This window comes from Vibrio sp. YQ_11, from assembly GCF_043103065.1.
In the GTDB taxonomy this organism is placed as follows: domain Bacteria; phylum Pseudomonadota; class Gammaproteobacteria; order Enterobacterales; family Vibrionaceae; genus Vibrio; species Vibrio parahaemolyticus.
On the sequence record NZ_JBICJM010000013.1, the window covers coordinates 65,768 to 80,659 of the forward strand.

The following is a 14,892-nucleotide window of genomic DNA, read 5'->3' on the forward strand; positions in this document are numbered from 1 at the left end:
AAAAATAAACCCGCCAATTAAGCGGGTTTCTTATTATCTGAAAAACACGCCGGTCACGACGTGTCATCCGCAGATTACTTGTCGATGATTGCGTTAAACGTTTCGCTTGGACGCATCAATTTAGAAACCAAAACATCGTCTAGTAAGTAGTAACCACCTAGCTCACCTTTCACGCCTTGAGCACTATTAAGTTCTGCAACAATCTTCTCTTCTTGCTCAGCAAGAGATTTTGCAATAGGTGCAAATTCAGTGGCTAAGTCTGCATCCACAGTTTGCTCTGCCAATGCTTTCGCCCAGTACAGTGCTAAGTAGAAGTGACTACCACGGTTATCCAACTCACCTACTTTACGTGATGGCGATTTATTTTTGTCTAGGAATTCACCCGTTGCTTTGTCTAGTGTATCGGCTAGAACTTGCGCTTTAGCATTGCCAGTTACTGAGCTTAAATGCTCTAGAGAAGCAGCTAATGCTAAGAACTCGCCTAGAGAATCCCAACGAAGGTGGTTTTCTTTCTCAACTTGTTGAACGTGTTTTGGAGCAGAACCACCAGCACCGGTTTCAAACAGGCCACCGCCGTTCATCAACGGAACGATTGAGAGCATTTTAGCGGATGTACCCAATTCCAAAATTGGGAACAAGTCTGTTAGGTAGTCACGAAGTACGTTACCCGTTACAGAAATAGTATCTAGACCAGCTTTCATTCGCTCTAATGAGTATTTACATGCTTCTACTGGAGCAAGAATCTTAATTTCTAGGCCTGTCGTATCGTGATCTGGCAGGTATGCATTGACCTTTTTAATAAGCTCTGCATCGTGTGCGCGGTTTTCATCTAGCCAAAATACAGCTGGAACGCCTGTCGCACGTGCGCGAGTTACTGCAAGTTTCACCCAATCTTGAATTGGCGCGTCTTTTACCTGACACATACGGAAGATGTCACCCTCTTCTACCGCCTGTTCAAGCAGCACTGCGCCAGAAGCATCAACAACACGTACTGTACCTGCTGCATCTAGGATAAACGTCTTATCGTGAGAACCGTACTCTTCTGCTTTTTGAGCCATCAAACCCACGTTTGGTACGCTGCCCATTGTTGTCGGGTCAAATGCGCCGTGCTCTTTACAGAAATCGATAACTGCTTGGTAGATACCTGCATAGCAGCGATCTGGGATCATCGCTTTAGTATCTTTTTGCTTGCCGTCAGGACCCCACATTTGGCCAGAAGAACGCAACATTGCTGGCATAGATGCATCGACAATGATGTCGCTTGGGACATGCAGGTTCGTGATGCCACGATCCGAATCAACCATCGCAAGTTCAGGCTGAGTTTGGTAAACCGCCTGAATTGCCGCTTCAATCTCTTCTTTCTGTGCTGCTGGTAGTGACTCGATTTTCGAGTAAACATCACCAAGACCATTATTTACATCAACGCCAAGCTCTTCGAATAACTTACCGTATTTAGCAAAAACGTCTTTGTAGTACACTTTTACAGCGTGACCGAAGATAACCGGGTCAGAAACCTTCATCATCGTCGCTTTCATGTGTAGAGAAAGCAGTACGTCTTGCTCTTTCGCATCTGCAATTTCTTTTTCGAAGAACTCAACCAATGCTTTTTTCTTCAGTACAGAGCTATCAATAACTTCTTTGTCTAACAGTGGGAAAGCAGATTTTAGCTCTTTTACAGAGCCATCTGCGCCAACAAACTCGATTTTTACTTCTGTTGCGCCAGAAATGGTTGTTGATTTCTCGCTACCAAAGAAATCGTCACCCGCCATGCTTGATACATGAGATTTAGAATCTGATGACCATGCGCCCATTGAGTGTGGGTTTTTCTTTGCATAGTTCTTAACAGAAAGTGGCGCACGACGGTCAGAGTTGCCTTCACGAAGTACTGGGTTTACCGCACTGCCCTTAATCTTATCGTAAGCCGATTTAATCGCTTTTTCTTCGTAAGTACTTGGCTCTTCTGGGTAGTTTGGTAGGTCGTAACCTTTAGCTTGAAGCTCTTTGATTGCGGCTTTTAGCTGAGGAATAGAAGCCGAAATGTTTGGCAACTTGATGATATTTGCTTCTGGTGTTTGTGCGAGTTCGCCCAGCTCAGTTAACGCGTCGCCAATGCGTTGCTCTTCTTTTAAGTGCTCTGGGAAGTTAGCGATAATTCGACCCGCTAGTGAAATATCACGAGTATCTACGTTGATGCCAGACGATGCAGTAAACGATTGAATGATTGGTAGTAATGAATAAGTTGCTAGCGCCGGTGCTTCATCAGTGATGGTGTAGATAATGGTAGGTTTTTCTGTAGGCATGAAATTTCCCTATTTTTGAATCAACTTGTTGGCTGATCAACTCAGCGTCTGAGTTGGTGTAATTGACGCATTGCTACACGTTAGTAGTGTGTATCTCCTCGCTAACGCCACATGCGGTTTGCACTCTTTCTTGTAGTTTGAAGCTCTTGGCTCTGAATCCATGAGTGCACTGATATAATTAAACAAATAACACGAAATAGTCTATTATTCTGTGCGCATTTGTTAGTTTTAGGCGCGCAAATGATAGCCGATCTTAAGAAAACTTAAAACTTTCAAACACAGTTCATTTACATTTTTGTAGGGTAGTTAACATGTCATCTCGCACAGGTCATGAAAAAGGGCGTCGTACCAGCCAATCTAAAACAGGCCATTTTAAACGTTCCGGTAAACCAAACCGTGTAGAGGATCAAACCACAAGACGCCACCCTACTCGCACAGCCAAAGCCAATAAACCTCGAGTCGACCTGCAAAATAGAAAAGTCATTATTTTCAATAAGCCTTACGATACGCTGAGCCAATTTACCGATGGTGACGGCCGTAAAACATTGGCTGACTACATTCCAGTAAAAGACGTATACGCAGCAGGTCGACTAGATAGAGACAGTGAAGGCCTAATGGTGTTAACCAATGATGGTATCCTACAAGCGAAGCTGACTCAGCCGAAATCAAAGTCGCCGAAAACGTATTGGGTACAGGTGGATGGAGCGCCACAAGAGCAAGATTTAGAGAAGTTGCGTAAAGGCGTTGAATTAAAAGATGGTATGACCTTACCCGCAAAAGTAGAAGTCATTGATGCTCCGACGATTTGGGAGAGAAACCCACCAGTTCGTTTTCGTGCAAATATTCCAACGACATGGCTAGCAATCACTATCGTTGAAGGTAGAAACCGCCAAGTAAGACGCATGACCGCTCATATCGGCTTCCCAACTTTACGCTTAGTACGCTATTCAATGGGCGACATTACCCTTGGAGACTTGCAGCCTGGCCAATGGAAAGAGATTCAGCTCTAGCCATCTTAAAACAGCACATTCCTTAAAGTAGTCAACATCAAAAAACATAAAAGCAGGCCATTGCCTGCTTTTTATATTTTTATCGTCACTAATAACAATTATTGTTGATGAATTATTGCTGTGAGATCCAGAGCTTGAATGCTTCTTGATCGGTCGGAGAAGCTTTTAGATACATAGTTTTTAGCAAGTCGACCATTTGCGTATCTTGTTGCCCAGAACCTTGAGTGCTTTCTACGGTTTTTGAAGCAGGCTCAATACCCGTTACAACTTGTTGATGCTGATTCACAGTAACATAAGTAACTGCAACACTAGCGACACCACCAGCAATATTATAACTGCGGGCTTCTTGTGGATAGTTTCGACCTATTTGAACACCCTCCGATTCGAGAGTATCTTCTACTAAATCGATTGTCTGGCCTTTAGAGTCCAACAGTTGCCACTCTAATGGAGAAATGCTCGTTTGAGCTTGGCGATACGTATTAAATTGAGGAAGCTGGAACTTAAGCTTTTCATTATTAACATCAAACTTAGCAATAATCACATCGCTATATACACTTTTAATATCGTCGCCAATTTCAAATTCAGGTTGATATTTGAAGACAATCTGATTCGTCCCATCAGGTATTTCTATTGTCTTTTCATCAGAAAAGATCCCACCTTCCAACTTAGGTTTTTCCATGTTGACAGCCAGAAGTTTAACATCTTCAGGAACCACCAGAGTTGTTGCAGCATATAGGTTTGAGCAGGCAAAAATAGACAGAGCCATCGCCACTTTAAATGATAACTGCATAGAATTTCTCATCCTTATCTTCATAGTAAAAGACCCAGCATAAAGCTGGGTCTTACAATATCAGACTGGGTTTTGATTACCAGTAGAAACGTGCACCAACACCGAAGTCAGTTTTGCTGTCAACTTTAGAGTTGTCTAGCTTAGTTTCTTCAAATACGTATGCACCTTCAGCGAATACGCGAGCCCATTTAGAGAACTTGTATTCAACACCAGCGTAGAAACGAGAGTCGTCTGCGTCAACAGTGCCAGCAACATCAGAAGAAGACATTACTAGTTCGTAACCAGAGTATAGAGTTGTCTTAGGTGCTACAGCGAACATACCCGCTAGAGAGATACCGTGAGAATCAACAGTTGAGTTAGCGTTTTTATCTTCGTTTTCGTTGTAGTAGTAAGTCGCGCCTAGAGTGTGCTCACCAAGTGCGTATTCACCAGTTACTTCAAAAGATAGGTTTTCAGTGTTGTGCGCAACATTCTTAACTGCAATCTTATTTACAGAAGAAAGTACACCAGCGTGAACAGATAGTTCACCGAAAGACTTACCTACGAATACTTCGCGAACTTCTTCGTTCTTGTCTTTCTCACCTAGCGCGTAACCAGCTTTTAGCCAGAATGCATCGTTTTCGAAAGAGTATTTGATTTGAGAGTCGTTGTTCCACTCGTGTCCGTAAAGAAGAGCAGAGCCACCAAAGAAGTAAGAGTAATCAGCACCGTAAACGTCATCCGCGAAAGTACCTTCTTTACCGAAACGAAGTGTACCCATATCGCCCATGTCGAAACCGAAGATGTGACGACGAACGAATACAGTGTCATCTGTACGCTCGCTTGAATCTGCGCCTGCACCGTAGTTGTCACCAAGTGCAACACCGATTTCAACTTCACCTAGAACTTTAAGGCTATCGTTTACAACGTAAACACCGTTTACACCCATACGTGAAGAGCTAGTGTTTAGCTCTGCAGTGTGGTCTGTGCTGTCTAGGAATAGAAGAGTTGGACGTAGTTGACCGTAGAAATCTACAGAACCTTCTTCAGATTTGAATACTTCCGCTGCGTTAACTGAAGTTGCAGACGCAACTACAGCTAGTGCTAATAGAGTCTTTTTCATAATTAATCCACTGCCTTTTCTTAGTTTGGGATATCCTTTCCGAATTCCCTTTTTTATATTTTTGAGGCCACTTGTTATCGATTCGTAACAATGCATGACCTACAAAATCTGGGCACTAGATTGCAAAAGATTATTCTGCCTGTCAAATTTTCTAAATATAAATATCAAAAAATAAAAATAACCAATAAAAACAATAACTTGATTTACTTTATTTAATTTATTCGATGAACATCTAAACTATCGGCTTGATTTTCCTCAATTTATCATCCCATTAATAATCAAAATTTAAATCTAAAAACAAACTTAAAAACACGCAAAACAGCATTAAAATCTAACAAATTTACATTTTTGAAGTTTTATATTTTTCACATAATGAAATTATTTGCATTGATATGGAGTTCAATATTTTTTTGTGAAGAAGATCTAGATTCCTTACAAAAGCATTCCGTTTTGTGAACTACTGTACAACTAGTGATGTGTGCTACTATTCGGCTCCAACGCATTTGAGGCCCGTATGCTGACCAGTAACATTCAAAAATCGATTCGCAATAGCTATCAAAACCTACAAGCCCAACTCGATAACTTTGTACCAAGACGAGCTCAAAACTATCTTGTAGCTGAAATCGCAAAGACGCTTTGTGGTCAATATCATAAGTCCAATCGAATACTGGTAGCAGAAGCAGGCACAGGGATCGGTAAATCACTTTCTTATTTGATGGCCGCTATACCAGTTGCCGTGCATAACAACCGCAAAGTCGTTATCTCAACGGCAACCGTCGCGCTTCAAGAACAGCTAGTGAATAAAGACCTTCCTCTATTCCGTCGTATTACAGACCGAGAATTCTCTTTCATTCTTGCCAAAGGTAGGCAACGCTACTGCTGCGCAGAAAAGCTCGCAACAGCCAGTGGTGTGGATGGCGGTCAACTAGCGATGTTTGAGACCAAGCCAAAGAAAAAAGACATTGAATTACTGGAAAACATGTATCGCTCACTCGCTCAAGGGAAATGGGATGGTGACCGCGACGCTTGGCCTAAACCTATAGACGACCGCATCTGGCAATTGATTGTCAGTGACAAGCACAGCTGCAATAACAGTTTGCCAGGTCACAGAGGGTGCCCGTTTCAAAAGGCGCGTTCTGAGTTAGATAAAAATGACGTGATCATCGCGAATCACTCTCTCGTTATGGCTGATGCTGACTTAGGTGGTGGCGTAATCTTACCAGAGCCAGAAAATACGATTTATGTCTTTGACGAAGCTCACCACCTGCCTCACGTCGCCCGTGATCACGCTTCAGCATCCGCGAGTTTAAAAGGCGCAGCAGCGTGGCTAGAGAAGCTGAATCAGTCAATCAGTAAATTTTCATCACTGGCTGATGAGAAACGTGTCGCTCGTTTCCGCAATGACTTGCAAGACTCCGTGCAAAACTTAATACCTGCGCTCACTCAATTGACTAAACAGTTCGACCCAGCTCAGTTTGAAGAAGGCATCTACCGCTTTGAACATGGCGAACTGCCAACTTGGCTAGAAAACCAATCTAAAGAGCTAAAGCAGTTCAGCAAGAAAGCAAACCAAAGCGTCGCGAAAATCGCCGATCTTATCGCAGAAAGAGTCAAAGATGGCGAACTCGCGGCAAGATTGGCCGAGCCTGCGCTCGCTGAACTAGGTTTCTATATTCAACGACTTGAGAACCTCGCTCAAGTTTGGCATTTGATGGCAGAGCCAACACGAGAAAAAGGAGCGCCTTTAGCGAGATGGCTAGAAACTCACCCCGATCGTGAAGGCGATTTTATTGTGAGCGTCTCCCCTCTTGAGATCGGATGGCAGCTAGACCAACAGATTTGGAGTCGTTGTATTGGTGCCGTATTAGTTTCAGCAACAATGCGAGCGTTGAACTCTTTCCACTATTTTTGCCATCAAGTAGGCATTGATGGAAAGCCAGAATCTGGGACTCAGTTTTTGGCACTCGCTTCGCCTTTTGATTATCAAAACCAAGCTGAGTTACTCATACCTGCAATGAAGTACGAACCATCTGCACCTCAGTTTACTGAATATCTTATTGAGATCTTGCCTAAGTACTTAGAAGACAAAAAGGCCAACTTGGTATTATTCTCTTCTTACTGGCAGATGAACCAAGTCGCAGAAGCGCTGTCTTCAGAGTTCATAAAACGAGGCTGGGCTTTGCAAGTACAAGGCGAAAGTTCTCGTCAAGAAATTCTAAAAAAACATAAAAAGCTTGTAGAAACAAACAAAACCAGCGTTCTCTTTGGTACAGGAAGCTTTTCGGAAGGACTCGATTTGCCAGGAGAGTTACTGGAAAACTTAGTGATTACCAAAATTCCATTTGGTGTTCCTACCTCTCCAGTAGAACAAGCGCATTCAGAATACATAGAAAAGAAAGGCGGCAACCCGTTTATGCAAATCACTGTACCTGATGCGAGCAAAAAGCTGATCCAGAGCGTGGGCCGCCTACTGCGTAAAGAACGAGATTCTGGTAGAGTGACCATTCTGGATCGACGCCTCGTAACCAAACGCTACGGGCAAGCACTTATCGACTCACTGCCGCCATTTAAACGAAAAATAGAATATTAGAAGAATAAGAATTTATGGAAATGATAGAGCCGACAATGCTGTTGGTGTTGGCGCTAGTCGCTTTTGTTGCTGGATTTATTGACGCAGTCGCAGGTGGTGGAGGGATGCTAACCGTCCCTGCTTTGCTGTCTTTGGGGCTTCCTCCTCACATTGCTTTGGGGACGAACAAGTTGGCTGCTACCTTTGCATCGTCAACTGCCGCATTCACTTACTACAAAAAACGCTTGTTCAAACCTCAGTGTTGGGGGCGCGCGTTTGCAGCAACGCTTGTCGGCGCAGCATTGGGCACGCTCTTTGTCGATGCCATCAGTACGGATTGGCTAGAAAAAGTCTTGCCTCTTATTATATTAGCCGCTGCGCTGTATACTGTATTCCACAAAACGCCACATTCCCCTCATCAAAGCCCAATACCAGAGCCTTGCCCAAAGCTGCATAAAAAACAGTACCTGCAAGGTTTGTCGATTGGTTTTTACGATGGATTAGCCGGTCCAGGAACAGGCGCGTTTTGGACTGTAAGTTCTATGGCGCTGTACCGTCTCAATATATTGCTCGCCTCTGGTTTAGCCAAAGCAATGAACTTCACCAGTAATTTTACCTCACTTATTACTTTCGCTATTTTAGGTCATATTAACTGGGTGCTAGGCTTAACAATGGGTGTGTGTTTAATGGCTGGGGCATTTGTTGGTGCGCATTCTGCAATTCGATTCGGCTCTAAGTTCATTCGTCCCGTTTTTGTCACGGTCGTGAGCGTATTGGCGATTAAGCTGGCTTATGACGCTTGGTTTGTAGGTTTATCATGAACATCGAACAACTTTCGCAAAGTTTAGAACACATGGCGAATCAAGCCGCGACATTGGATCGCCAACGAGGAGAGCATCACGTTCCGTTGTTTGATGAACGTTTATTTAGCTGCCGTTCTCGCTTACTGACCCCTTGCGTAAAAGAAGCGAAATCGACACTGGACGCAATTATCCGAGAGCAAAACGAAAATAAGCTCACCGCTTTGCGCGCGGAGTACCTCACCGAACGACTCGTAGCGCAAATTGGCGCAATTCAGCGAGAGATTTCTACCACCAAAATTCGTAAGAATGAAATCAAGCATAGCAGCCACTTTCGCAAACCAATTAACGTGCTTTATCAAGAGCTCGCGCAGCACCAAGAATGGGCAAGACGCTTGCGAGAAATGGTGTTAGAAAAGGAACGCGCAGTGGAAACTGCACCTAGTTTTATGCGAGCTGAAGCTCAGAAAGTATTACTGGCGACAGAGCAACGTTTAGCTCGTTGTGAGGCAGCGCTTCTTAAACTAGAAAATCAAATTACACATAGGGAAAAGCACCAATAATGGCAGACCAACCAACCTCTCCTCTTGATGACGCGCCAGAAGAGATCAAGCTGGCCGTTGATTTGATCTACTTGCTTGAAACCAACGAGATTGATCCAGAAGTTGCGATTAAAGCATTGAAGATCGTACAAACAGATTTAGAAAACAAATTGAAAGCGCAGTAAAACGCGCTTTTTTCTTTTGTTGAGATTCATTTTCACTACGCTTTCAGAATGATACCATTCTAGAAAAATACGCCCTCAAAAGGATAAATAATGAAAGTAATCAGCTTTAATATTGCTTTTATACTTTATCCTTTAATTTTCATTAACTTAAGATAAAGTTAAATTAATAATGGCGGCAAAATGGCGACACATTGAAAGTTAATTGCTTGGTTTGTGCTTCGAAGTTAACGAGTTATCCGGTAAAGGGCTTTGCCTCGGACAGATGAACTCTACCAACTCCGCCTGTACTGGTATGTATTTATGAGCCTTAGTTCTTCCCATGCAACCTCCACGAAAACGGGGATTTTTTGCGTTAGTTTTGACTGATTTGCTGTCTTTTCGTCAAATTATATTGTCTAGAAAATTGAAAAACTGTTTTATCTTCAAAAAACTCTTTCACGCCTTATGGCAAAAGGCTTCTTCGCCTTTCTTTCTGATCTTCAATTTCAACAACAGATCATCACAAACCATCACGAAACCTATAAGAAACCTATATATTTCAACAACTTACAAACAGACAAAAGATCTTTTCAGATCGTCCAAATCTCAATTCTCTGAAATTTTTTTCAAATTTTGAAATTTTTAAAAACACTCTATAAGCGATTCTCAGAGGTCTTTTATTTTCTCGAAGCGCGCTATTGCTAAGGCTTTAGCGTGTACACTGTGCTTTTCTCTGGTGTCTTAATTTCGACATTTAAAAACTGTAAAAAACGCGATCCGAAAACGTCGCAGGTGGGGAGGAGGAGTGCGGATTACGTCACCGAAAGGTTCGTTTACGTGGCTCAGCGTTTCTGGTTGTCTCTCAGGCGTTAGGTGCTTGGGATTGCGCTCGATGTTCAGACAAAAAGAAAAGCGCCCGTTATGGGCGCTTTGGTGTGGTTAGAATGTTTTCTAGATGATTGAGTACTGTCCTTTTGAACTACCACTTGTTACATCTGCCTTGGCATTCTGTGTGATTTCGTCATAAACAGCATTGGCAATCGCCTCTGCCATCTTGCCTGCCATTGCGAAATCACCAGTAAGGACGAAGCCTTGTGCTTGCAATTCATTTTCTAACTTTTGTTTGAGTGACTCTTTACCCATTGCCATGTTACTTACCTGCCTTAACTGTTTTAGATACATCCACATGATTCTTACCAGAGAACGGGCAAATGGTTTGCCCAGTGCAAACACCAGTGCCGCCGTTCATGGTGATGAGATCAGCCACTTCAATGATTTTCTTTGCAGACGTGGACTTTAGGTTTTTGATGACTTCCGTGTGGTTGTTGTTGATTTTTACAATCTGGTCTTCCAATACTTGCACCCGTTTATTCAAGCACTCGATGATTTCGTCTTTGTCGGTCTTACGTTCAAAGTTGCCTTCTTTATCGACTAACTGATAAACACCTTGGCGTTGTTGGTATCGGCTTTCACCTTCTTTGATACCAGGTAACTTGAACCCAAGCGGAAGAACACAACGGATAAAAGGTTTGTCTGGCTGTCCGAACATAAAACCGATTTCTACAACGCTACCGATCGCAGGTGGTTCCAGTCTTCCTGCATACTCACCGACACCTGGTATCGGTAATGGCACCGCTTGAAGTGGTGCTTTGTTCTTGAACTCCACGCCCCTTTCATCCAACAGTTGAACATCCACTGCGTAGTGAGGATAAAAGCGGTCAGATATGTCACCCTCTTCTGGCAGCTCTGATAATGCAACCACCTTTCCCCATCGTGGCAAATGCCATCGTCCGGTTAATTCTGGGAACAAACGAAAAATGATGCGCTGAATCGCTTTTACATCCATGTTAGTTTTACCTCTGTTCCTTGAAAATCAACACCAACTAAACGATGACCATTAACTATCGCACCGGGTCTTAGTTTTGGAATGGCAGGGACTTTCACTGACTTTGACGCTGTTCGGTTGGTCATTAAATTATCAGGGATGTTAACCGGCTTATCTGCCCAATATGAATCTTTCCAACTTCCCACGTAAATCTGACCATTGCCTTGTTGCTGCCAAAACAAGTCATCAATACCAAAAGCTTGGGCTAACTCATCCATGACACGGTAACCATTGCCGTCACTGTAAAAACAAGGGATTGACGTTTTGCTGTAAGCTGCTTCTGGTACCACAAACTGCAACCCCGTTTTGTTGGTCACATCACTGAGCAATTGCATCAAGGTTGGGTGTCTCAGCGTGACATCAAGTGGCTTGAAAAGTAATGCCGCTAGTTCGCGGCAAAACAATTCTGACCATCCTTTTTCTGCAGGTTGGACTCTCTCAACATACCCTAGAAACACACGTGATATGCTGTCACCCCAGCCGATGTCTACCGCAACGATAGTATTCACTTTCGGTGAACCTTCCACCTTGATGGAGCAACGAGCTGGCGTGTTCACATCAAAAAGAACACGGTGGTCTTTCGTCTTTACCTTTTGGCTACCGAGATAAGCACGACACGTGAATTTGTTGGTTATCGTCATGAGTCACCTTTAAGCCAAAGCATCATCAATTGACTTGAGCACTTTCATTACACCTGTTAACTCAATGCTTGTGTCCGGTGGTATGTCTTCATTCTGTCCAGCTTCAACCGGAGTGGTTACCCCTTGGACTTGCTGCTGTGTTGCAGGTTGGTCTTGTTGACGTTGTTCAACTCGTTCCGGTACCGAAAGATGCTCAACCAACTCAAACGCAACGCTCCATTGTCTTAGGCTTTCTTGTTCATCTGCTCGGATTGTGCCCTGAAACTTGACCTCTCGAACTTTGAGCGTCGACGCGGTTTTGTTACTAATGCGATAGATTTGGCGGGCGCTTTCTTGCTGCCCACCTGCCATGTTGAAAAGGTTGCTCAAGATCTCAGGTTTACTGAAAGGGATGATGCCACTCACCGCTAACACTTTGCCCTTGTTACCTGTTTCCGCTTGGTCGGTTGCCGAGGACTGACCGGACATATCCTGCCCAGCGAGTTGTTGGCGAACGCTAATGCGTAGGTTCTTGAGTGAGATTTGAATACCGTTTAGGGTTAGCATATGCCTAATTCCATTTGCTCTCTAGAGCTTCGATACGTATTTGTTGCGCTTGTACAACATTGATTAACATATAAATAAGCGGCGTGGATTTATCTGCTAAACAGTCCTCTACTACGGATCCGTCAGGCAACGTTAGATCACCAATATGGTCAACAAGCGATGGAAAAACTTCTTGTAGTTGTTGAGCTAACAGTCCTATTTGTTTAGTACCTGTAACTTTGGAAGTGTACGTACCAACAACTAACTTCATTAAGTCTTCGGTATAGTCTCGACATGCAACAAATTCTTCCTTTGTTCGCTTGTCAGATATTTTCCCGAATGTTCCTGTTGCATTTAATACATTACCACTACCAAGAACCATGTAAATGTTAGCTCCTGAATTCGAAACTAAAGTATCGTAGGTATAACCTGTTTGTGGTTCTCCTTGTAACTGGGTCATTGATGATACGCCACTCAAACCAGCGCCTGAAACATAAGTTAAGTCACCGTAATTGCCTGTATGGCTTAGAATTTGCCCATCACAGTTTGGATTATTTACCGTTAACTTATTAAACTTTTGCTTAGCGTTATGCGTCACCAAGTCCACATTGGTACAAAAAATATCTAATTGTCGATTTGATGCTGACAGTACTTGTGATACTTGAATACCATCTCCACTTTCTGTCGTTACAGCTTGCTCTATAACGTGCTGACGTACTTCTGTTTGACCATACGAACCATAACGTTGTTTACCCGTCTGTGTACTCGCCGTTCGCACTTCATTTATTACAGCAGGATTAGCGGGATTGTTGATGAAATAGACTTCACTTCCTAAAATGACACCCCACTTATCAACATGGGTTGCTGCACCGAAAACTTCAAAGACGGTATCTGATATCTTAACTAGATTTGCCAATGTTGAGTTCTCAGCACGCTCTTTAAATTCAAACACCTCTCCGGTCATGCCTTCAAAGCGGCAGTTATTCATTTTGAAATCGCCTGCATCACACTTAAATGATGATATACAGTGGTTTCCTTTCACGTTTGCAACATTCACTGTCGTGGTCAGGTTATTGCGAGCAAATGGTGGTTCTTTGAACCATAAAGGATAATCTACATTGTAGAAATTGAAGCCAACATCATGATAATAACTACCTGACGTCGAACCTAGATAATCATCACCCTCACTAGCTCCCGGTTGGTAAACAACTCCAAACCTCGAATGGGCTAATGAAATCGTCGGTTCTACTGTACAAAACTGCTGGGAGACTTTTTGCTTTGTGTTCATGTCTTCTGGTACAAACGCAACGTCAATGACATTGCTATTTCCAGCACCGTTAAATGAACCATTGCCTTTGACTTTTACAAAGTTTTGCGAACCTCTCAACATGATCATGTTGGAATTCATCGCATGTAATCGAGTACCACCAGTGGTAATGAATGATATGCTCTCTGATTGACCTTGCCCTATGTCTTTGAACGGCACTTGCCAACCGGTGCCATAACCATCAGTTGTAACCAAGTCGCTGTCAATATCAATGCCATAATTGAAATCGCCAAGAACGATGTCCCCCCCTCCTTCGGCTTGCACTCGTCGAATCAGTGCGTTCATATCTTTAGATGAATGCCACATGTCCTTGATATAAGCCGGTGCGAAATATTGTCTTCTATTGAATTCATCAGTGACCCAAGCTCTTGTCGCACTCTCCCCCTCAGGCCGCAAATCACTCACCGAGCCATCAGCATGCACCTGCGCAATCTTACAAACGAAGTGCTTCACATCCTTACCCGTTGACGAGTCGATGTAGTCATCTTTTTCTTCTGCGGTTACAACAAAGTTAAATAGCGTGACTTGCTCACCTGTTGGTGTACCTTCACGGTGTGCATCGATGTAAATAAACGATGGCTTGTTTGGTACCTGAACACTGCGGTCAAATTCCATAGCGACACGGTTACCAGAAACATAACCCGCACCCGCTTTGATGCTGTATGCGCTGCCCGATGGCGTTACTAAGAAACCGTCTTCGATAAACCAGTCTTTACCATTCTGGTCGATGATGGATTGCGCGACATCGCTGTCCATCTTCTTCATGCGTTCTGTAGCGTTGTACTGCCAACTTGATGCATCCACGGTGATATTGGTGATTTCGGCAATGTCCTTGTATTCAAGAACAACCGAACGCACTAGTGTATTACCTGCAACACCTGGTTCATCTGCTGTTTTTGGTGTTAGTGCATGATGGTCAATGGTCACCAACACGCCATATTCTGAGCAGTATGCACCTGTCCAGTTGAAATCGAACGGACCAACATCACTGGTCAACGTTGAGCTATAAATTACCGAGTCTGCAGAAAGGCGACCGCGCTGCTCTACTTGTTCTTGGTGAACGATATGCTCAGTTGGTACCACATCATCTGGTTGTGGGTACTCAGGACGATTCGGCACATTGGCGAAAATCATCTTGTCGATCACAAGAGCTTTTTCTTCTGCGTTGAGCTGTGCCAACAGTGCTTTACCTGCGGCGGTTAAAATTGACTTATCGGTGCTGTTTGCCATTTTAAAA

At 43.4% G+C, this 14,892-nt stretch carries 13 protein-coding genes; 5 read left to right on the forward strand and 8 right to left on the reverse strand.

The genetic code is table 11. The annotated features are described in order from the left end of the window. Positions 1 to 74: 74 nt before the first annotated feature. Entirely contained in the window at positions 75 to 2,300 is a 2,226-nt protein-coding gene (locus tag ACF8EG_RS10350; RefSeq protein WP_020840329.1) for an NADP-dependent isocitrate dehydrogenase, read from the reverse strand. A 311-nt stretch (positions 2,301 to 2,611) separates the two neighbouring features. On the opposite strand from ACF8EG_RS10350, the gene ACF8EG_RS10355 reads away from it, so the two are divergent. Further along, positions 2,612 to 3,310 carry a pseudouridine synthase gene (locus ACF8EG_RS10355; RefSeq protein ID WP_020840328.1) on the forward strand — a complete coding sequence of 233 codons (699 nt, stop codon included), beginning with the start codon at positions 2,612 to 2,614 and terminating at the stop codon, positions 3,308 to 3,310. 112 nt (positions 3,311 to 3,422) lie between these two features. On the opposite strand, the gene ACF8EG_RS10360 is transcribed toward ACF8EG_RS10355, so the two are convergent. Both ACF8EG_RS10360 and ACF8EG_RS10365 read right to left on the reverse strand, forming a co-directional pair. After that, on the reverse strand, positions 3,423 to 4,100 hold the full coding sequence (locus ACF8EG_RS10360; protein WP_025557381.1) for a DUF2057 family protein: 678 nt from the start codon (positions 4,098 to 4,100) through the stop codon (positions 3,423 to 3,425). Positions 4,101 to 4,176: 76 nt separating this feature from the next. Then, a complete protein-coding gene (locus ACF8EG_RS10365) occupies positions 4,177 to 5,202 on the reverse strand; it encodes a porin (RefSeq protein WP_021449333.1) in 1,026 nt (341 codons plus the stop codon). A 514-nt stretch (positions 5,203 to 5,716) separates the two neighbouring features. Between ACF8EG_RS10365 and dinG the strand changes: the two genes are divergently transcribed. From dinG to rsmS, 4 genes are read left to right on the forward strand one after another with little or no spacing between them, the layout of a single operon-like run. Beyond that, entirely contained in the window at positions 5,717 to 7,792 is a 2,076-nt protein-coding gene (gene dinG, locus ACF8EG_RS10370) for an ATP-dependent DNA helicase DinG (protein WP_069505356.1), read from the forward strand. 14 nt (positions 7,793 to 7,806) lie between these two features. Then, positions 7,807 to 8,592: a TSUP family transporter gene (locus ACF8EG_RS10375; protein ID WP_025630840.1), complete on the forward strand. Its 786-nt coding sequence runs from the start codon at positions 7,807 to 7,809 to the stop codon at positions 8,590 to 8,592. Continuing rightward, positions 8,589 to 9,134: a primosomal replication protein gene (locus ACF8EG_RS10380; protein WP_005456195.1), complete on the forward strand. Its 546-nt coding sequence runs from the start codon at positions 8,589 to 8,591 to the stop codon at positions 9,132 to 9,134. The genes ACF8EG_RS10375 and ACF8EG_RS10380 overlap by 4 nt, the downstream gene beginning before the upstream one ends. Then, on the forward strand, positions 9,134 to 9,298 hold the full coding sequence (rsmS, locus tag ACF8EG_RS10385) for a pleiotropic regulatory protein RsmS (RefSeq protein ID WP_005456217.1): 165 nt from the start codon (positions 9,134 to 9,136) through the stop codon (positions 9,296 to 9,298). Before ACF8EG_RS10380 ends, rsmS begins: the two co-directional genes overlap by 1 nt. Before the next feature lie 930 nt (positions 9,299 to 10,228). On the opposite strand, the gene ACF8EG_RS10390 is transcribed toward rsmS, so the two are convergent. The 5 genes from ACF8EG_RS10390 to ACF8EG_RS10410 are packed head-to-tail and all read right to left on the reverse strand — an operon-like array spanning position 10,229 to position 14,885. Beyond that, positions 10,229 to 10,426 (reverse strand): hypothetical protein, encoded by a 198-nt coding sequence (locus ACF8EG_RS10390; RefSeq protein WP_392419422.1) that lies wholly within the window; start codon positions 10,424 to 10,426, stop codon positions 10,229 to 10,231. A gap of 1 nt (position 10,427) precedes the next feature. Next, complete coding sequence (locus ACF8EG_RS10395; RefSeq protein WP_392419424.1) at positions 10,428 to 11,123, reverse strand: hypothetical protein; 696 nt, start codon at positions 11,121 to 11,123, stop codon at positions 10,428 to 10,430. Next, positions 11,114 to 11,803, reverse strand: a complete 690-nt coding sequence (locus tag ACF8EG_RS10400; RefSeq protein ID WP_392419425.1) for a hypothetical protein — start codon at positions 11,801 to 11,803, stop codon at positions 11,114 to 11,116. The genes ACF8EG_RS10395 and ACF8EG_RS10400 overlap by 10 nt, the downstream gene beginning before the upstream one ends. 9 nt (positions 11,804 to 11,812) lie before the next feature. Then, a complete protein-coding gene (locus ACF8EG_RS10405) occupies positions 11,813 to 12,349 on the reverse strand; it encodes an adenine glycosylase (protein ID WP_392419427.1) in 537 nt (178 codons plus the stop codon). Positions 12,350 to 12,353: 4 nt separating this feature from the next. Next, on the reverse strand, positions 12,354 to 14,885 hold the full coding sequence (locus ACF8EG_RS10410; RefSeq protein ID WP_392419429.1) for a phage tail protein: 2,532 nt from the start codon (positions 14,883 to 14,885) through the stop codon (positions 12,354 to 12,356). Positions 14,886 to 14,892: the final 7 nt, after the last annotated feature.